The sequence below is a fragment of the Pseudomonas sp. NFPP04 genome (genome assembly GCF_900113815.1).
GTDB lineage: Bacteria > Pseudomonadota > Gammaproteobacteria > Pseudomonadales > Pseudomonadaceae > Aquipseudomonas > Aquipseudomonas extremorientalis.
The window spans coordinates 370,226-388,522 of record NZ_FOQS01000001.1 but is presented as its reverse complement, the minus strand read 5'-3'; the positions used below and the strand labels follow the sequence as shown (position 1 = coordinate 388,522).

General features: G+C 62.6%; 18 protein-coding genes. 10 read left to right on the top strand and 8 right to left on the bottom strand.

The annotated features are described in order from the left end of the window. Positions 1-36 precede the first annotated feature (36 nt). Positions 37-816 carry an IclR family transcriptional regulator gene (locus BM017_RS01880; RefSeq protein WP_071488610.1) on the top strand — a complete coding sequence of 260 codons (780 nt, stop codon included), beginning with the start codon at positions 37-39 and terminating at the stop codon, positions 814-816. A 1-nt stretch (position 817) separates the two neighbouring features. Here the strand turns inward: BM017_RS01880 and dacB are convergent, their stop codons facing one another. The 8 genes from dacB to BM017_RS01840 form a co-directional block, all read right to left on the bottom strand. Next, positions 818-2,275, bottom strand: coding sequence for a D-alanyl-D-alanine carboxypeptidase/D-alanyl-D-alanine endopeptidase (dacB, locus tag BM017_RS01875; RefSeq protein ID WP_092240906.1), 1,458 nt, complete (start codon positions 2,273-2,275; stop codon positions 818-820). 234 nt (positions 2,276-2,509) lie between these two features. Beyond that, complete coding sequence (locus BM017_RS01870) at positions 2,510-4,927, bottom strand: TonB-dependent siderophore receptor (RefSeq protein ID WP_092240904.1); 2,418 nt, start codon at positions 4,925-4,927, stop codon at positions 2,510-2,512. Between the two features lie 109 nt (positions 4,928-5,036). Further along, on the bottom strand, positions 5,037-5,972 hold the full coding sequence (locus tag BM017_RS01865; RefSeq protein WP_092240901.1) for a glutathione S-transferase family protein: 936 nt from the start codon (positions 5,970-5,972) through the stop codon (positions 5,037-5,039). 75 nt (positions 5,973-6,047) lie between these two features. Beyond that, positions 6,048-6,320 carry a GIY-YIG nuclease family protein gene (locus tag BM017_RS01860; protein WP_071488606.1) on the bottom strand — a complete coding sequence of 91 codons (273 nt, stop codon included), beginning with the start codon at positions 6,318-6,320 and terminating at the stop codon, positions 6,048-6,050. A gap of 37 nt (positions 6,321-6,357) precedes the next feature. Continuing rightward, positions 6,358-6,828, bottom strand: coding sequence for a nuclear transport factor 2 family protein (locus BM017_RS01855; protein WP_092240899.1), 471 nt, complete (start codon positions 6,826-6,828; stop codon positions 6,358-6,360). A gap of 96 nt (positions 6,829-6,924) precedes the next feature. Continuing rightward, positions 6,925-7,557, bottom strand: a complete 633-nt coding sequence (locus BM017_RS01850) for a DUF1120 domain-containing protein (RefSeq protein ID WP_092240898.1) — start codon at positions 7,555-7,557, stop codon at positions 6,925-6,927. A gap of 230 nt (positions 7,558-7,787) precedes the next feature. Continuing rightward, complete coding sequence (locus BM017_RS01845) at positions 7,788-8,420, bottom strand: response regulator (protein WP_092240897.1); 633 nt, start codon at positions 8,418-8,420, stop codon at positions 7,788-7,790. 196 nt (positions 8,421-8,616) lie between these two features. Beyond that, on the bottom strand, positions 8,617-9,354 hold the full coding sequence (locus BM017_RS01840; protein ID WP_256572925.1) for a response regulator: 738 nt from the start codon (positions 9,352-9,354) through the stop codon (positions 8,617-8,619). Between the two features lie 535 nt (positions 9,355-9,889). On the opposite strand from BM017_RS01840, the gene BM017_RS01830 reads away from it, so the two are divergent. The 9 genes from BM017_RS01830 (at position 9,890) to BM017_RS01790 (ending at position 18,277) form a co-directional block, all read left to right on the top strand. Then, entirely contained in the window at positions 9,890-10,525 is a 636-nt protein-coding gene (locus BM017_RS01830; RefSeq protein ID WP_092240893.1) for a DUF1120 domain-containing protein, read from the top strand. Between the two features lie 37 nt (positions 10,526-10,562). After that, positions 10,563-11,186 (top strand): DUF1120 domain-containing protein, encoded by a 624-nt coding sequence (locus BM017_RS01825; RefSeq protein ID WP_092240891.1) that lies wholly within the window; start codon positions 10,563-10,565, stop codon positions 11,184-11,186. 35 nt (positions 11,187-11,221) lie between these two features. Next, a complete protein-coding gene (locus tag BM017_RS01820; RefSeq protein WP_092240889.1) occupies positions 11,222-11,845 on the top strand; it encodes a DUF1120 domain-containing protein in 624 nt (207 codons plus the stop codon). An 87-nt stretch (positions 11,846-11,932) separates the two neighbouring features. Then, complete coding sequence (locus tag BM017_RS01815) at positions 11,933-12,562, top strand: DUF1120 domain-containing protein (RefSeq protein WP_092240887.1); 630 nt, start codon at positions 11,933-11,935, stop codon at positions 12,560-12,562. Between the two features lie 2 nt (positions 12,563-12,564). Next, positions 12,565-13,302, top strand: coding sequence for a fimbria/pilus chaperone family protein (locus tag BM017_RS01810; protein WP_092240885.1), 738 nt, complete (start codon positions 12,565-12,567; stop codon positions 13,300-13,302). A gap of 81 nt (positions 13,303-13,383) precedes the next feature. After that, positions 13,384-15,846: a fimbria/pilus outer membrane usher protein gene (locus tag BM017_RS01805; protein WP_371914594.1), complete on the top strand. Its 2,463-nt coding sequence runs from the start codon at positions 13,384-13,386 to the stop codon at positions 15,844-15,846. An 11-nt stretch (positions 15,847-15,857) separates the two neighbouring features. After that, the gene (locus BM017_RS01800; RefSeq protein WP_092240881.1) at positions 15,858-16,985 is read left to right on the top strand and encodes a DUF1120 domain-containing protein; all 1,128 of its coding nucleotides are present in this window, start codon (positions 15,858-15,860) and stop codon (positions 16,983-16,985) included. Positions 16,986-16,995: 10 nt separating this feature from the next. Then, positions 16,996-17,616 carry a DUF1120 domain-containing protein gene (locus tag BM017_RS01795; RefSeq protein WP_092240879.1) on the top strand — a complete coding sequence of 207 codons (621 nt, stop codon included), beginning with the start codon at positions 16,996-16,998 and terminating at the stop codon, positions 17,614-17,616. A 10-nt stretch (positions 17,617-17,626) separates the two neighbouring features. Beyond that, positions 17,627-18,277 (top strand): DUF1120 domain-containing protein, encoded by a 651-nt coding sequence (locus BM017_RS01790; RefSeq protein WP_092240877.1) that lies wholly within the window; start codon positions 17,627-17,629, stop codon positions 18,275-18,277. Positions 18,278-18,297: the final 20 nt, after the last annotated feature.

Sequence of the window (18,297 nt, the reverse complement as noted above, 5' to 3'; positions counted from 1 at the left end):
AAGACGCCCATTCATCTCTCGGATTCTCGTCCCTCCATGGAAAAGCCCCGCGACACCGGTAAACAGAAAGTCCGCTCGGCCGAAGTGGGCACCGATATCCTCAAGGCCCTGGCCGAGTTGTCCCCGGCCACGTCGCTGTCACGCCTGGCCGAACACGTACAGATGCCGGCCAGCAAGGTGCACCGCTACCTGCAGGCGCTGATCGCCTCGGGTTTCGCCGAACAGAACACCGCCACCAACCACTATGGCCTGGGCCGCGAAGCGTTGCGTGTGGGCCTGGCGGCGCTGGGCAGTATGGACGTGCTGAAAGTCGGCGCACTGCCCCTGGCGGAGTTGCGCGATGAATTGAATGAAACCTGCTTTTTGGCGGTGTGGGGCAACCAGGGCGCGACCGTGGTGCAGATCGAACCGGCGGTGCGCGCGGTGACGGTGGTGACGCAATTGGGTTCGGTGCTGCCGTTGCTCAGTTCGTCCACCGGGCTGGTGTTCAGCGCCTTCCTGCCGTCGCGGGAAACCGTGGAGCTGCGCGAACGTGAGATCCAGGCCGGCATCGCCCATGCGTTGGCGGACGACCAGGCCTACGCCATCACCTGCGAACAGATCCGCAGCCGTGGCCTGCACTTTGTGCATGGTTTGTTGATGCCCGGCGTCGATGCGCTGTCCGCACCGGTGTTCAACGCCATCGGCCAAGTGGCTGCGGTGATGACCGTGGTCGGCCCCACCTCGTTGTTCCATGCCGATGAAGACGGCCCGGCGGCGCAGCGCTTGCTGGCGGCGACCCGGGCCGTGAGTTGGCGCATGGGTTATCAGCCCTGAGCTAATCGTGCCATTGGGCCAGGGCCAACGCCACGCGGTTCTCCAGGGCGCGGATCGGCGCGGCGCTGCTCAGGTAGTTGTTACTGATCATTGAAAACACCAGGCGCCGGCCCTGGGCGTCGCTGATGTAGCCGCTCAGCGACGACACGCCGGCCATGGAGCCGGTCTTGGCGTGCAGGTGGTTTTGCGCAGGCGTCCCACTCAGGCGATAGCGCAGGCTGCCACCGGTCATGCGGTCCGGGTTGCCGGCAATCGGCAAGGCGTTGTACCAGGCGTCGAACCACGGCTGTCTGGCGGTGGCCAGCAGCAGATCGGTGAGGCCTTGGGAAGACACCAGGTTACGCCGCGACAGGCCCGAACCGTCGACCTGGCTGAGAGTCGTCGGGTCCAGGCCCTGACGCCGCATGAAGTCCGCCACCGCGGCCACCCCCGCCTGCGCCGTGCCCGCATTGGACGTCTTGCGCCCCATGGCCTTGAGCAAGGCTTCGGACATGTTGTTGTTCGAAAGCTTGAGCAGCGGCGTGATCAGCTCCTGCAATGGCGCCGACTGATGTTCCGCCACGACCTTGGCCGTCGCAGGACTGGCACCGCCGATCACACGACGCCCGAGCACTTGGATGCCTTGCTGCGCCAGTGCTTGCTCAAACAGATTCGCCACCAGTTGCGTCGGCTCCCACACACTCACCCACTGCCGGCTTTGCTTGCCCGGCGCCAACGCGCCGGTGAGTTGCAGCAGGTTGGTGCCGTGCTGGCGGGTGATGCCGTAATTGTTGCCGGGGCCGCTGACAGCACGGTTGTCCAGTTGCACGTAGTCGGTGGACGGACTCACCAACACGCTGACCGGCTGACCCACCACGGCGGGGGCTTTGGCGGTGACCAGCAACGTGCCCGCATCAAAATCAGAATTGGGTGACACGGTCAGCGCCGAAATTTGCGCGCCGTAGTAGGTGCTTTCGTCGTCCTGGGCCCAATCCACGCCCAGGCGTTCGGCGTCGAAAAAGCTATCGTCGAACACCAGGTCGCCCTGGATCTGACGCACGCCCTGGCCGGCAAGCTGTGCCGCCAATGCCTGGTAGTCGGCGAACTGCGTGGTCGGGTCGCCCAGGCCCTTGAGGTACAGGTTGCCGCTGAGACGCTCGCCTTGTTGCGTGCCGTTGCTCAACAGTTGCGTGGAAAAACGATACTGCGGCCCCAGCACATCCATCGCCGCTGCGGTGGTGAGCAGCTTGAGATTGGATGCGGGAATCAGGCGGGTTCGCGGGTTGTGTTGATAGAGGGTGCTGCCGCTGCGGGCATCACGCACCATCAGGGACACAGTGGCGCCGTTGAGGGCCGGGTCGGCCATCAACTGGTCGATGATGGTTGGGGTGGACGTCTGGGAAACACTCGCGCAGCCACCCAGCAATAAGCTCAAGCCCACCAGCATCCCGCTGGTGGATATCCATTTTCCAAAGTACATCAGTAGCGTTTTCCTAAAGCGGTCAGTGGCAGCAACGCTAACAGCTCCCTCCCCCTGTGGCGAGCAGGCTTGCCCTGCGTTGGGCTGCGCAGCAGCCCCCATCAGAACACCGCGCTATACCAGTTATTTCTCACCGACCAGGTTTGGGGCCGCTGCGCGGCCCAACGCGGGGCAAGCCCGCTCGCCACAGAAGCCTGCTCACCACGGAAGCCAGTTCGCCACACAATAGGCGCATCAGAACTCCAGGGTGCTCGACACCGACACCTGACGCGCATCCCCCATGGACACAAACAACCGGCTGGCCGCCGAGGTGTAGTAGACGCGGTCGAACAGGTTCTTCACGTTGAGCTGGAACTTGACCTTCTGCCCGTCAATCCTGGTGTCATACGTGGCAAACGCATCCGCCACGGTGTACCCCGGCAGGGTGAAATCGTTGGCGGCATCGCCTGCACGCTCGCCGACATACCGCGCGCCGGTCCCCACCCGTAACTGATCGCCCCCGAACACGTTGCCGAAGTCATAGGCCACCGACAGCGAGCCGGTGTGCTTGGCCACGTTCTGCAGGCGGTTGCCTTCCAGGGTCGGGTCCTTGTCCTTGATGTCTTCGGCGTCGGTGTAGGCGTAGCTGCCGATCAGGCTCCACTTGTCGGTCAGTTGCCCGGTGGCGTCCAGTTCCAGGCCGCGGGAACGCACCTGGCCGGCAATGCTGTAGATAGTGTTCGCGCCGGAACCGACCGATACCAGCACGTTGCGCTTGTCGATGGTGAACAACGCGGCACTGGCCGTGATGCGCCCAGGGATGTCGAGCTTGGCCCCCAGCTCCCAGGACTTGGATTTCTCGGGCGTCAGGTCGCCAGTCAGCGTGCTGCCGTCGGCCAAGGCAGCAATGGTGGAGTTGGGCTTGAACGATTCGGTGTAGCTGCCATAGAACGACAACTCATCGGTGTAGCGGTACACCAGCCCAGCACGCGGCACCCAGGCCTGGCCATTGCCGTTGGTGTTGGCCTTGAACGGTACGCCTTTGCCAGCGTATTGGTCGTACATCTGGTAGCGCGCGCCGGCGACAAAAATCCATTGGTCGTTGAGGTGAATCGCATCCTGGAAGAACAGCGAGTCGCTGCGCAGCAGGTCGGTCTGGGCGCTGTCGGCGGGGCTGACGGTGGTGCCCGCCACTTCGTTGCCATACACCGGGTTGTTGTAGTTGAAGGTGCCGCGCGAATTCTGGCGGATCAGGTCAGCGCGGTAGATCTTGCGGTACTCATCATCCAGGCCGAACACCACATCGTTCTGCAGGCCGAACACATTGACCTTGCCTTCCAGGCTTGCAGTGGCGAAACGGTCGGTGGTGATCGCTCCCTTGGTGCCATCCATCTTGCGGGTCAGGGTGCCGTTGGTGTTTACCGCGCTGACGCGCACCTGGCTGGCGTCATAGGTCTCGCGGTTCCAGCTGTAGCCGAAGTGGGCTTTCCAGTCGTCGTTCAGGTCGTGGTCGGCTTCGAAGCGGTAAAGGTCGGAGCGACCTTCCATGTTGTTGAACGGTTCATCCAAACGACGTGTGGCCGGGATGTCCAGCGGGTGGTTGGACTTGTCGATGGCGGTACCACGGTCGAACGGCGTGAGGAACTCGCGGTGCTCATAGGCGAACAGCAGTTGGGTGCTGTCGCCATACCAAGCCAGCGACGGCGCGATCAGGCTCTCGCGGTGGGTGCCGAAGTCGCGCCAGTAATCTTCGTCTTCATGATCGACGATCAGCCGATAGGCCAGGCCGCTGTCGCCAATCGGGCCGGTGGTGTCGAGGCTGCCGCCGCTGCCGTTCTTGCCGTCACCGAAGGTGGAGCCGCGTACGGTCAGGGCGGTGGACTGGACCAGTTCAGGCTTTTTACTGACGATGTTAACCACGCCGCCCGGGTCCTGGATGCCGTACAGCAACGACGCCGGCCCCTTGAGCACTTCGACCCGCTCCGCCGTGGCGTTCAGCGCACGGCCCTGCACGATGGGCATGCCGTCACGCATGATCGAGCCGTTACGGTTGTCGCCAAAGCCGCGCAGCATCACCGCGTCCTGGGTGCTGGCCAGAGTGTTGGCCTGGGTGATGCCGCTGATATTGCCCAGGGCGTCATCCAGGTTGCGCGGGGTCTGGTCGCGCAGCACTTGGGCGGGGACCACGTTGACGGTTTGCGGGGTCTCCAGCAGCAGGCCATGGGAGCGCATTACCGAACTGGTGGGTGGTGGCTGGTAGCTGGTGCTGTCCTGGACCTGGCTGGCACCGCTGATGGTGGTGGCGCCGAGGTTGACCGCGCCTTCGGTGGGCACCGGCTCCAAGGCCAGGGTGCGAGCGTCGATCTGGCGGAAGGTCAGGCCGGAATTGCCCAGCAGGCGCTGCAGGGCCTGGATCGCGCTCATCTGGCCGCTGACCGCCGGGGCCTTGATGCCGTAGGGCGCTTCGTCGGTGTAGATCACGCTGATCCCGGTGACCCGGCTGAAATCGCTCAGGGCCTGGGGCAGCGGCTTGGCTGCCAGGGCAAAGGTGAACTGGGCGCTTTGCTGCTCTTGTGCCTGCGCCATGCTCAAGGGCAGCACCGCCAGACCCGATACCGCCAATACCGAGGCTCCCAGCCACTGTTTAACCCAACCGCCCGCCGCTGACTTCATGCTGTGAGAACCCGTGTAGAAAACGCTGTTAATGCGAATAGATCGCAGTTTCAAGCACTACACGGTTGGGCGGTGGATTTACCTCACTTTTATTTGCAAATATTTTTCCCTACTGCGCCTGGATGCGAAAACCGATGCGCGGGAAATGCACATGCACGGTGCCCGCGCGCTCGTCGGTGCGGCGCAGGATCAGTTCTTCACGCCCGGCAAACAGCAGTTCGCCGGCGACCGGGTCGGTGCCGTAGTCGGTCGCCGAAATGGTCACCTGCTGGCCTGCCTTGAAGCCGTTCAAGTCTTCAAACAGTTCTTCGGGCAGAGCAGCCGGCGTCGCATTGCGCGACACGTCCAGGGCTTGCTCGGCGCTCATCTGAGTGGAGGTACCGTGGCCGAAACCCAGCACACGATCCAACCAGGCGGCAACGGCGGGATAGGTGTCTACCAAAGGCGACGTCACTGAAGAGCCTTTGAGGAACCACAGGGGATGGGCCAGGGCAAAGTCGGCAATCGACGGCTCGCCGAACAGGAAATCCCCGGCCTGGTGCTGCAGTTGCTGATCGATGCGGCCAACAATCGCCGGCCATTGATGCTTGGCTACATCCAATTGCACCCGAGTCGCCGTGCCGCCGCTGAACAGTTTACTGCGATCCGCCACCAGCACCTGGAGCATTTCCGGCGGCACCTTGGCGAACTTGACCGCCAGTGATTCCGGCTGGAACACCAGCGCCACCGCATGGGAGAACACCACCGAATCGGCCCAGGCGGCGAAGCCTTGGATGACCAGTTCCAGGCCTTGGAGAAACAGGGCCGGAGCGGCTTTTTCCTGTTCCAGCCGCCGGGCGATCAGCGCGGTGTCGCAGTAGATATCGGCACCGATTTGCAGCACGGGGGTCTTGCGATAGCCGCCCGTCAGGGCGGTGAGGTCTGGCTTGGGCATCACCGGCGAAATATGCACCGAGCGCCAGGACAAACCCTTGAAGCCCAGCAACAGCCGGGCTTTTTCAGCAAAGGGGGACTGCGGGTAGTGGTGGAGGATCAACTCAGACATGCCAGGCTCCGCGAGAGAAGTGAATCGCTAGCTTAGCCTGCAAACCCTGGCGCGGGCATGATGGGAACTCATCAGTCAAATCAATGAGCCACTTGCCGCCAGGCACTCCTTGGCGCTCTTCTTCAACTTCTTGATCAGCCGTTCCTGACGCAGGGCCTCGCCCTTGCTCGCGCATTGCTCGGTGTACACCAGCGCCACCGCCGGGCTGGACAGGAAAAACCGCGCACCCTTGCCGCTCTGGTGCGAGGCGAACCGGCGCACCGGGTCATTGCTGATGCCGCAGTACAGCGAGCCATTGGCGGCGCGCACCAGGTAGACGAACCAGGGTTTGGGGTCAGGCGTATTCACGGATCGATTCGGCAAGGCATAGGAGTTGCCAAGCTTATCAACGACTGGCCTGGAATGCCTTCAAGCCTTTGCGCGCCTGGGCACGCACGGCGTTTTTCACCAGCGGCGTCCACCCCAGCAACAACCCCTTGGTGCCCAAGGCCTGGCGCGACCAGCGCCACAGGTCGAAGTGATCGTGGTGTTCGCAGATCCTGCCGTCGCGAAACACAAAGCGCGCCTGGATATCGTTGACCACTGTGTTGCCAGTGGCGCTGAACAGGTAAGTCGCCACCCAGTGAGCGCCACCACTACGGTCGTCGCTGCGCACATTGTCGAAGGTCAGGGAGAAATCCTTGGCGCGGGTGGTGAGCATGCGCCACATGTCACCGGCATCGCGGCCGCGCAGTTCGCCGAAGGCCGGGTCGCTGAAGACCACGTCGTCGGTGTAGCAGGCCGACATGGCCTCGGCGTCCAGGCGCTGGAACGCGCTGTAGAACTCGGTGATCAAGGCGTTGTGGGCATCACTCATGAACAGGCTCCGCAATTATCGGCATAAGGCCAGCACGATAATCCGCGGCGCCTGGAAACACCATGTTCATTCACCCGATGGATAAGCGAGAGTGCGTCAGAGGTAGACGATATCCAGGGTGGCGCTGCCGTCCAGCGGGATCTCTTCGGTGATGGCGCCCCTGGGTTTTCTGACCCGTGTCTGTACCATCACGTCCATCGCCAGGTTCTGGACCGGCACCGGCATGGCGTCGACTTCACCGGGCGCACCTACAGAGCGCATCCAGAGCGGTTGCCAGGTTTGATCTTGCGAGATGGGAAACCAGGTCTGGCCATCCACGGACTCGATCACCGGGGCCACGGCACCGTCGGCCTGGACGTTTTTCACCATCAACCGATACCCGCCCAAGCGCCAGGTCCCGCCGTAGAAACCCAAACCAAACACCGCATCGGTATCGCTACCGAACCAGGCACTGCCGGACCGATTATCCGTGGCCTTGACCGCCATCAATGTCGCGGCCTCACAGTTGACACTCAACGCCAGCGTGGCCTCAGGCAGGTAAGCGTCGTAAGAAAGATCGCCGATGGAAATCTTGCCATGATCGACCACTCCTGCGCGTGACAGTGCTGGCGTGCAGGCGGAAGGGGTCAATGTACCCACGACGCTCAGGTCTATGGTGGACGCGGCAAACAAGTTCGAACTCGCCGTGATCAGGAGTACGGAGGAAATAAGGGACAGTGAGTATTTCATTGATTCAAGTGCTCGCATTCAAGCCAATACAGATACTTGCATCTTGCCTTATAACAAGACGCTGCTCTGTATTCAGCTCAGTGTTGGACATAGGTATTTTATGTCGCCGATTTATAACTATCGGGTACATGAACACACACTAACCTGCCAACGCTTATCCCCCCATACAACTAATACGAATCACCATCAAGCCTGTAACAAAACTGCAACTTATCCATTATTCACCCCAACTAAGGCACCATGCCGCTTTGCCGTGCGTAGGTAAAAAGATCCACATCGGTGGAGATACACAAACGCTGCATGGCCGTGCTTTTCTGCTTGCTGATGGTCGAGATACTGCGGTTGACCCGTGCGGCAATCTGGCTGACGGTCATGCCACTGGCGAGCATTCTGACCACCTCCCGCTCCTTGCCCGACAATTGCGGCTGGGACGGATGCGCCAAGTCGGCTTGCTCCATCTGCAGGCGCAGGCACTCACTGACAAAAGTACGCCCCTCGACCACCGCCCGCAGAGCCAGGGGCAGCTCCCTCGCCGACGCGCTCTTGGCCACGATCGCCCGCGCACCATGGGCAAACGCTTCGCGCAGCGTCACAACGTTGGCGAACATCGTCACCAAAATCACCGGCAATTTGGGGTATTGCCGATGCAACAAGCCCAACAAGCCATACCCATCTGCCTGTTGGTTCCCTGGCATCGCAAAGTCGGTCACGATGATATCGCACGGGATACCGCTCACCAGTGCCAACAACTCATCCGGCCCGTTGGCTTCTCCTACGACTTTGTATTTACCACTTGCCTCGATCACCACTTTTTGCCCAATCCGAACTATAGGGTGATCGTCAGCAATAATTATGCGAATCATCGACACTATCCGTGATGGCAATTTGAATTTACGCAAAATAGCGCGCTCTGCCTCATGTAACAACCTGAAATAACTGGGTGATTGCGCGTTACCCCCCACGTCGCTGGAAGTCGGCATTTAACCCACAAAACAAAAGGAAACTACATACAGATAAATCCTACATATCAGCAAAGAAACTTCTTACAAGCATCTCAATTTAAAGTTGATGCAACCGCTGCAGATAACACTCGACATCGCGGTGGAATCGCTCCAATGCCTGCCGATTCCTTCCCACCCCATTGGCCTGTACCCGGTCAATCAACACCGCGGCCCGCCGCTCCAAAACCGTCGCTCCCAGAAACGCCACGCTGCCCGCCAGTCGGTGCAAGCGCTGCGAGGTCAGCGTGGCGTCGCCGCTGATACGCGCCTGCACCAGCACTTCCAAGTCGTCGCGGGCCTCTCGCAGCAGGCTTGTCAACATCGCCTCTACCACCGACCAGGAGCCAAAGGTCGCGATGAGGCTGTCACGGGAAGGGAATCGTTCCCGTCGACGACGCGGCGACTGCGGTTGCCGGCCACGGGCGCAGAGCAACGGCGCCGGCGCCAGCCACTGCGTCAGTAACTCGTGCAACTGGCCCAGGTTGATGGGTTTGACCAGCCACCCATCCATCCCGGATTCCAGGCAACGGCGAATCTCTTCCGGCCCCAGGCGTCCGGTCATGGCAATGATGGGGATACCAGGCCGGCTCTTGCCGTACTCGCGTCGACGCCATTCACGCGTCATGGCGAAGCCATCCATCACCGGCATTCGGCAGTCGGTAATGACCAAGTCAAAATGCCCCGTCTCCAAGGCGTGCAGCGCCATGCGGCCATCGCCGCAGGCTTCGTGGGCGACCCCCAGCATCTGCAGCAATGACCCGACCAGCAATCGATAGGTTGCATGATCATCGACCACCAGGACCCGGGCCTGCTGCCAGTGGGCGGGAACATCAGCCGGGGGCGAAGCCTTTCGTGAATAACGACGTGGAGCATTGCCCGGCATAACAACCTCATGCAGAGCGATCAGCTCACCAGGCTTACCTGGCGCAAGGAGACGCCTGAAAAGGTTTATGGCCTGTCAGACGATTTCACTCGAACTTTTCGCGCAAAGACATTCCGCTTCATTCAAAAGAAGCCGGATCGATTAAAAAAGAGCGCGAAAAATATCCGAACGAATGAGTTTGAGCGATACAACAACTACGACTAAGCCACTTTCCTTACATGTTGATCTGCACATTCCAACAGCAAATCGCAGCGGTATCAGGCAGCGCCATTATCGTAATTGTTGCATTCCAGCCCCCAGGGGAACGGGCGTTAAATATGTCCCGGCTCAAGGCAACAAGAGGCGCGTCGCCGCCTACAACATCCCTCCAATATCGCGACGCCAGCGCCCCGCCCGAGCCACTGACTGCCCTTCGTGCCAACACTTCGCCCAGGAATGCGCTGTTCACATGAAAGCCCAATATGCCCTGCTCTTCACTACCTTGCTGATGACCACTGCAACCCCGTTGCTGGCTGCCAGCAGCACCGACCTGAACGTCTCCGGCCTGATCACGCCAAGCGCTTGTACCCCTTCGCTCAGCGGCGGCGGGGTGGTCGATTTTGGCAAGATATCCGCCGCCGATCTCTACGAACACAGCGCCAAGGCGTTGCCGCCCGCGACGTTGCAATTGGGCGTGGAGTGCGAAGCCGCCACGCTGTATGCCTTCATCGGCCTGGATAACCGCGACGGCAGCTCCATCGGCGGCCCGACCTCCTATGGACTGGGGTTGATCAACCAGACCGAACGGGTAGGTGCCTTTGACCTGGGCCTGAACAACGCCACCGCCGACGGCGTGCAGGTCGCCACCCTCGCATCCAGGGACAACGGTGCCACCTGGCAGCAGAGCAGCGAAAACGCGTTATGGACCCGCGACCGCCTGGCCGGATTCGGCACTGAGGCCGCAGGGACCTGGGCGCCAATCCCGATCCGCGCCTTGAGCAGCGACCTGCGCATCTACGCGGTCATCGCCGCCACCAGCACCCTGACCCTGACCGAGGAACAACCCCTCGACGGCTCCGCCACGTTGGAGTTGCGCTACCTGTAAGCCCCACTGCTTTCCCTTCACACAAGGACCCGTGCCGATGGACAGAAACACCTGCGCCACACTTGCCCTGTTACTGAGTACCTGCGCTCCCGCAGCCTTCGCAGCCAGCACTACCGACCTGAATGTCTCGGGCACCATTACGCCCAGTTCATGCACCCCCAGCCTGTCCAATGAGGGCGTCGTCGATCATGGCAAGTTGACCGGTCGGGACCTGGACATCGATCTGCCGACCCGTTTGCTCCCCGGTGAAATGCAACTGGATGTGCATTGCGAGGGCGCCACGCATTTCACCCTGACCACCGTCGATAACCGTGGCGGAACGTCGGCCATCAATCCGGTGTTCCACGGGCTGGGAGTGGTCAACGATGACCAGATGCTGGGCAGCGTCGCGCTCGGACTGTTCGAACCCGTGGCGGATTCGACACCGGTGCAGGCCATCATGTCGCGGGACGGCGGTGCCAGCTGGGGGCCGTCGTCCTACCTGGGGCACGCCGCACTCACCGCCTTCGCCGCCGCGGGCGCCCCCTATACCCCCATTGCCATCACCGAGCTCAGCGCTCGCCTGCGGGCCTTCACCATCATCGCCCCGGCCCGCGACCTGACCCTGCTGGACGAGCTGCCGATCGATGGCAGTGCCACGTTGCAACTCAAGTACTGGTAACCCTTTTTCCCTTGCCCTTTATATGGAGCCTGACCATGAAACTTTCCTTGAATACCTTGTTCGCCAGCGTACTGCTGGCCGGTAGCGCCAGCGCCTTCGCGGCCTCCAGCGTCGATCTCACCGTCAAGGGCCTGATCACCCCCAGTGCCTGCACTCCAGCCCTGTCCAATAGCGGGTCTGTGGACTACGGCAAGATTTCCGCCAAGGATTTGAATGTCGACCAGGTAACGCCCCTCACCGAGCAAACCGTACAACTGACCGTCACCTGTGATGCGGCTACCCTCATGGCCCTGGACGCCGATGACAACCGTGCCGGCTCGAACTACGGCGGCGACATCACGGAATTCGGCCTGGGCCTGATCAACGGTACACAGAAGCTCGGGGCCATGGGCCTGAGCCTGAACACGCCGATTGCCGATGGTGTGGAGGGGCGGCCGATCACCTCGGTCGACGGCGGTGTCACCTGGGTCGTTGCGCGCAACTTGACGCCCGACAACCTGATCTCGGTGGCCGACACCGCCGTCGACACGCCCATCCCGGTGCAGGTGCTGACCTCGGACCTGACGGTCAGCCCCAAGATCGCCCCCTCCAGCCAATTGACGCTGACCAACGAGGTGGCCATCGACGGTTCGGTGACCGTGACGGTGCGCTACCTCTAAGCCCACTCGAAACGCACACAGGCAGGTCATGAGACCTGCCTGTGTCCTGCACTGAAACGAAGAACCAGGCAACCGGTGAACCTCCCCATGAAGCACACCTCTTCACGCCTTCTTGCCATGCTTTGCCTGCTCTGTAGCGGGCCCGCAGCGTTGGCGGCCTCCAGTACCGAATTGAATGTGACCGGGATAATCACCCCCAGCGCGTGTACACCGACGCTGTCGGCCAACGGCATCGTCGACCACGGATTGGTGCCGGCACGCAGTCTCAACCAATACGAATTCAGCGTCTTGCCCACCCAGGCCCTGGACCTGAATGTGAGCTGCAACGAGTCAGTGCTGTTTGTATTGGTGGGCTTGGACAATCGCGCCGATTCATCCCTGGGCCCGGGCTTTTACTATGGCCTGGGCCATAACGTCTACGCGCCCACCGAACGACTCGGCACCGTGTCCATTGCCTTTCGCGACGTGATGGGCGACGGCGAGCGCGTATTGGTGCTGGCGTCCAGCAATCAGGGCCTGACCTGGTTCCCGGAAAGCAATGCCTACCCGAACAATTACATGGGGTTCGCTCACCCCGGCACGTTGGTGCCGGAACCCCACCGCCAGATCGCGGCCACCTTGCAAGTCAATACGTCGATCAATGCGGCCGCCTATTTGACCCTCAAGCAGGAAGTCCCTCTGGACGGTTCCATCGTGCTTGACCTGAGGTATCTGTAGCCATGTCCCCCCTGCCCTTTTCAACCCGCGCCTTCACCGCCATTCGCTACGCCGGCCTCTACCTCGGCGCACTGGCCCTGACGTTCGCCGGCCCCTCATGGGTGCTGGCCGACGGCATGGTGCCCGACACCTCGGTGGTCATCGTCAACGAGGCGGACGGCGAAGCCTCGGTGTCCGTGACCAATACCGACGACAAGTTGGCGCTGTTGCACGTGACCCTTGAAGACATCCCCGAGGACAAAGCCTCGCTGTTGTTCGTGACCCCGCCCCTGGCCCGGGTGGAACCGAACAAGAGCCAACTGATCCGTTTCATTCTGCAATCGCCGCAACCGCTGAAAACCCAGCGCCTGAAACGGGTGATATTCGAAGGCATGCCCCAAGGCCGTTCGGCGGCCCAGGCCGGGCACGCACGGGTGGGCGTGACCGTGCGCCAGAACCTGCCGGTGATTCTGCACCCCAAGGGCCTGCCCCCCAACCGCACACCCTGGACCGGACTGGAGTGGCGCCTGCAGAACAACCAATTGAGCGTCAGCAACCCCACGGCCTATGTGGTACGCCTGGCTCAGGAGTTGCGCTTGTTGCCCGGCGACGGTTCGGCCTTGCTGCCCCGTACCTACGTGCTGCCCGGTGAAACCCTGCGCGTGACGGCCAGCGGCAGCGGCGCGAGTCGCGTGCAACTGCAACCGGCCACGGTGTATGGCTTTGCCGTGGCGCCCTACGAAGCACCGATCACCCTATAAAAAAGAGTGGCCTGCCAACGCCACCGGAGGGCCTGACTGAACCGCAGAGTCAGCAGGCCACCCCCAGCTGAGAATGACCTTGTGAGCACAGTAATGACTGACCGCCGCGGCCAAGCCGTGCCCGCCGTTTCACCACGCCGCGCGCACACCTTATTGGCAGGGCTGGCGCTGACCCTGGGTGGTTCACTGCCATACGAGGCAGCTTGGGCGAGCGACAACCTGATTGCCGGCGCCTTCGACCCCCAAACCTTGTCCCATCGCGGCATCGATCCGGAGTTGGCCAACCTGCTCCTGCAAACGCCCCGTTTTGCCACGGGCAGGCATGCCGTCAACCTGAGCGTCAACGGCCAACGCCGTGGGCGGGTGGATGTGGAATTCGACCGCCAGGGCAGTCTCTGCTTCAGCCAGGCCCTGCTGGATGCGGCCAACCTGATAGTGCCCGATGAAGTCCAGACCCCAGGCTGCCATCGTTTCCTCGAGCGCTACCGACAAACCGTCATCGAGCAAGACCCGGCCAGCCTGACTCTGGCCCTGGTGGTACCGACCGATGCACTGCGCCCCGCCCGGCAGGATATCTCCGGCTATCAGACCGGTGGTTTTGCCGGCCTGCTCAACTATGACCTCACGGGCCTGCATAACGAGTTCGGTGACGCCACCAGCCGCTTCGGCTCAGCCAACACCGAAGTCGGCTTCAACGCCGGCGACTGGATCGTACGCAGCCGCCAGGTCAAGACCTGGCAAGACAGCCGCTCACGCACCACTCATCTGGATGCCTATGCCCAGCGCACCTTCGCCGAGCAACAGGCCGTGTTCCAGGCCGGCCAGATCAGCCTCTACAACCCGGTGCTGGCGGGCACGCAGATCACCGGCGCCCAAGTGCTGACCGAAACCGCACTGCAAGACCAGAATCAGGGCGCGACGATCAACGGTATCGCCAACAGCCCGGCCCAGGTGGAAGTCCGCCAGAACGGTGCGCTGATTCACTCCACCGTGGTGCCGGCCGGACCGTTCGCGCTGACGGATGTGCGCCGCTTGAACAGCCGCTCCGACGTGGAAGTCACCATCAAGGAAACCACCGGCGAAGAACGCCGCTTTACGGTGCCTGCCGCCATGCTCGGGCTGGGCTTGCCGGCGCCGGGGTATTCCGTGGCGGCGGGCCGCGTGCGGCAGATTGGCGACAGTGACGGCACCGAGCCCTGGGTGGTCAGCGCGGGGTGGAGTGGTGCGATCCATCCGCAAGTCAGCCTCGGCGGCGGTGCACTGATGGCCGATGACTATCGATCGGCGGGCATCAACCTGGGTTGGCTGCCCTGGCAGGACAGCCAATTGCAGGTCTCGGCGCAAGCGGCCCAGGCCAGCCACGAGGGGCGTGAGCGTGGCGTCCAGACGGACGTGTCCTGGTCCCAGCGCTTGAGTGAAAACTGGTCGGTGACCACTGCCGGCTCGTGGCGCTCCCAGGGCTATCGCGACCTCGAGGACTCAACCTTCGTCGGCAACAGTCGCGACCAACAGCGCTCGCGCTATCGCGATCAGCAAAGCCTCACCGCGTCCTGGGCACATCCAGCGCTGGGAGCGTTCAGTGCCGGCGTGTCGCGCACTGCGGCCTATAACGGTGAAAGCAGCAGCCGCGCGTTGGCGTCCTGGGGCACCAGTTTTGGCCGGGTGTCGGTGTCCGCCAGTGCCGAATGGCAGGTGGGCGGCCGCCAGCAAAACGATGACAGCGTTTACCTGAACATCAGCCTGCCGCTGGGTGAAAACCGTCGCGCCCGCACTTGGGCGCGCAGGGCCGGCGGTGAGCATCGCCTGGGCGTGGGGTTGAACGAGCAACTCAACGACCAGTTGAGTTACCGCGTGGGCGTGGAGCATGACAGCCGCGACCGCGAGGTGGAGTCTTCGATCGGTGTCTCGGCCCTGCCGTGGTACAGCCAACTGGACTTCAACTACACCCGCAGCAACGACGAGCACTCCAGTTACCAGGGCGGCGCCCGTGGCGGCGTGGTGGTGCATGGCGACGGCTTGACCTTCTCGCCCTATCCGGTGCGCGACACCTTTGCCGTGATGTCGGTGGGCGAGATGGCGGGTATCAAGGTGGCAACGCCCAGCGGCCCGGTGTGGACCGACTGGCAAGGCCAGGCCGTTGTGCCGCAACTCAACGCCTACGGCCGCAGCCCGGTGGAAGTGCAGACGCGCTCACTGCCGCGCAACGCCGATATCCATAACGGCCTGGCGGTGATTTCCGCCGGGCGCGGCGCGGTGGACAAGGTTGAATTCGGCGTCGCCCTCACCCGGCGCGCGCTATTGAACGTAGCCACCGACAACGGTCAGCCGTTGCCGCGCGGCGCGACCGTCAGCACCGCCGACGGTGAATTCATCACTCTGGTGCAGGAGGACAGCAAAGTCTTCCTGCCCGACGTACTCAACCCGCGTCCTCTGTGGATCAAGGCCCCGGGCCAGGCGCCTTGCCGCCTGAGCTACGAATTGGCGGACGACGTCGACCCCGAGGTGTATTACGAAACCGCACCCGCCCGGTGCCACCAACCATGAGGACTGTGACCATGGGCCTGAAACCTGTCTTGTACGTCATGGGCGTGCTGTTCGGCGCCCACGCCCTGGCCGCCGACGAATGCAAACTCAACCTCAGCCAGACGCACATGGACTTTGGTTTGATGAACCGCGCCGTGGCATTGGTGCCCGCCCCCGAGCGCCTGCTGGGAGAGCGACAACTGAGCCTGACGTTGAACTGCCCGCAACCTATCGACATGAGTGTGTTTTATCGTGGGCTGGGCGCGGGCCCTGGGCGCTTTCGCTTCACCGAGCGCGGCAGCTACGGCTTGCAAGTGCGCGATGCAGTGCTCGACGGTCAAACGGTCGAGCTTGGTTTGATTGCAGGCCCGGGGCAGGCGCCATCGGTGGTCGCTGGCCATCTGAATTGGCAGCCCGACCACGGCGTGGTGCCGATGCGTGGCGGCGTCGCGGTGACCGGGCGCAACCTGTCGCTACAACTGCAGGCCAGTGCCTGGGCCAACGAAGATGCCGCCCGGGTACGCGACGCAGTCACCTGGGACACCTCCGGGCTGTTCGACGCCGTCGCCGCCGGGCGCTCGCGCGAGTTGCACTGGCAGGCACGTTTTGCGCCGGCCGCCTGTACCCCCACCCTGTCCAACGGCGGCCATGTGGAGCTGGGCAAACTTTCGATCGGCGACCTGTCCATCGACAAGGACACCCTTCTGGCGCCACGGCCCCTGTCCCTCAGCGTGACCTGCGATGCACCGACGACCTTCGCCGTACGCATGCAGGACAACCGCCAGGGTTCGGCAACCGGCGCCACGGATGAAACCACCTTTGGCCTGGGCCTGGACGCCAGCCGCCAGAAAATCGGGCGTTATCGCCTGCTGTTCGACCCGTCGCACATCGCTGCCGACAGCTTCGCCCATGTCTTCAACACCTTCTCCAGAACCGGCGGCCTGCCCTGGAGCAGCGCCAGCGCGCGCATCACTGCGGTAGGCGCCAATCGCTACCTGGGGTTCAGCAACACCTCCGGCAGTACCGGGGGACCCACTGCCATTCAACACCTCAGCGCCACGTTGAGCCTGGAAGCGACCATTGCGCCCTTGGGCACCCTGGACCTGGGCAACGAGGTACGCCTCGACGGCGCAGGCACCCTCGAAATTCATTACCTATAGGAACGCAACCATGAAAGCGATACTGATCCGACTGACCGCCTGCGTGTGGCTGGCCCACATGCTACAGGCCCAGGCCGCCTCAACCGTCGAGCTGAGTATCAACGGCCTGATCACGCCCAGCGCCTGCGCGCCCGCACTGTTCGAGGGCGGCGTGTATGACTTGGGCAAGATAGCCGCCAAAGACTTGAACAGCGATCGACCCACCCTATTGCCCGCCACCAGCCTGCAACTGGCAATCACCTGTGAAGCCATGACGCTGCTGGCCCTTGAGCCCCGGGACAATCGCCTCGGCTCGAGTTACAACGATTCACCCAACTCATTCGGCCTGGGGCTGACCGGCAATAACGCCAAGCTCGGCTTCCTGCTGCTGACCCTCGATACCGCGTTGGCCGACGGCGTTGAGATGATACCGATTGGCTCGACGGCGTCCTCGTCCTGGTCCCCCACGAGCATTCTCTCGCACCACTTCCTCACCGCATTTGCCCCAAAAGACGTATTCGCTCCAGTACCTGTGCAGCAACTGACCGCCCAACTGCACGTCGTGCCAGCCCTCGCCCCCGCCAACACCCTGCCACTGAGCGAAGAAGTGCCCTTCGAAGGCTCGGTGACCCTGACCATCAAGTACTTATAGGAGCTGAACCATGAACGCCTCACTGATTCGCGTGGCCGCCCTTGCCTGGCTGGCCAGTATTTCAACCGCCCAGGCCGCGTCCACGGTGGAACTGACCGTGGGTGGCCTGATCACCCCCATGGCCTGCACCCCGGCGTTTTCCGGCGGTGGGTTGATCGACTTCGGCAAGATCTCCCGGCAGGACCTCAACCAGGCCACGGGCACCCGGCTGCCGCTCAAGTCACTGACCCTGACCGTCAGTTGCAACGCCCCGGGTCGCTATGCCCTGCGCATGCGCGACAACCGCGATGGCTCCGCTCACGTCAACAGCGAGATTTACTACGGCCTGGGCCTGGACAGCGCGGGTAACAAGATTGGCGTGTACTCGGTGAAATTCGATCCCAAGCAAACGGTGGCCGATGCTTTGCCGGTGACTTACGGCACCGAGTCCACCACGGGTGGCGTGGCGTGGCGTACATCCAACAGCAACCCCATCGATATCGGCTCCAGGAGCCTGCTGGGCTTCACCGATGTGGCCGGCAGCACCGCCGGCCCATCAGCGATCCAGAACCTGACCAGCACCCTGACCCTGGAAGCCGTGATCAACGCCAGGCAAAACCTCGACCTGAGTGTGGAAACGCCGATGGATGGCTCCGCGACGCTGGAAGTGGTGTACCTGTAGGCCGCACGCAGCCCCTGCGT

Bases quoted from the DNA above. Each gene is read 5' to 3' on its own strand.
- BM017_RS01880 (WP_071488610.1), top strand. From the start codon at position 37: ATGGAAAAGCCCCGCGACACCGGTAAACAGAAAGTCCGCTCGGCCGAA.
- dacB (WP_092240906.1), bottom strand. From the start codon at position 2,275: ATGTACTTTGGAAAATGGATATCCACCAGCGGGATGCTGGTGGGCTTG.
- BM017_RS01870 (WP_092240904.1), bottom strand. From the start codon at position 4,927: ATGAAGTCAGCGGCGGGCGGTTGGGTTAAACAGTGGCTGGGAGCCTCG.
- BM017_RS01865 (WP_092240901.1), bottom strand. From the start codon at position 5,972: ATGTCTGAGTTGATCCTCCACCACTACCCGCAGTCCCCCTTTGCTGAA.
- BM017_RS01855 (WP_092240899.1), bottom strand. From the start codon at position 6,828: ATGAGTGATGCCCACAACGCCTTGATCACCGAGTTCTACAGCGCGTTC.
- BM017_RS01850 (WP_092240898.1), bottom strand. From the start codon at position 7,557: ATGAAATACTCACTGTCCCTTATTTCCTCCGTACTCCTGATCACGGCG.
- BM017_RS01845 (WP_092240897.1), bottom strand. From the start codon at position 8,420: ATGATTCGCATAATTATTGCTGACGATCACCCTATAGTTCGGATTGGG.
- BM017_RS01830 (WP_092240893.1), top strand. From the start codon at position 9,890: ATGAAAGCCCAATATGCCCTGCTCTTCACTACCTTGCTGATGACCACT.
- BM017_RS01825 (WP_092240891.1), top strand. From the start codon at position 10,563: ATGGACAGAAACACCTGCGCCACACTTGCCCTGTTACTGAGTACCTGC.
- BM017_RS01820 (WP_092240889.1), top strand. From the start codon at position 11,222: ATGAAACTTTCCTTGAATACCTTGTTCGCCAGCGTACTGCTGGCCGGT.
- BM017_RS01815 (WP_092240887.1), top strand. From the start codon at position 11,933: ATGAAGCACACCTCTTCACGCCTTCTTGCCATGCTTTGCCTGCTCTGT.
- BM017_RS01810 (WP_092240885.1), top strand. From the start codon at position 12,565: ATGTCCCCCCTGCCCTTTTCAACCCGCGCCTTCACCGCCATTCGCTAC.
- BM017_RS01800 (WP_092240881.1), top strand. From the start codon at position 15,858: ATGGGCCTGAAACCTGTCTTGTACGTCATGGGCGTGCTGTTCGGCGCC.
- BM017_RS01795 (WP_092240879.1), top strand. From the start codon at position 16,996: ATGAAAGCGATACTGATCCGACTGACCGCCTGCGTGTGGCTGGCCCAC.
- BM017_RS01790 (WP_092240877.1), top strand. From the start codon at position 17,627: ATGAACGCCTCACTGATTCGCGTGGCCGCCCTTGCCTGGCTGGCCAGT.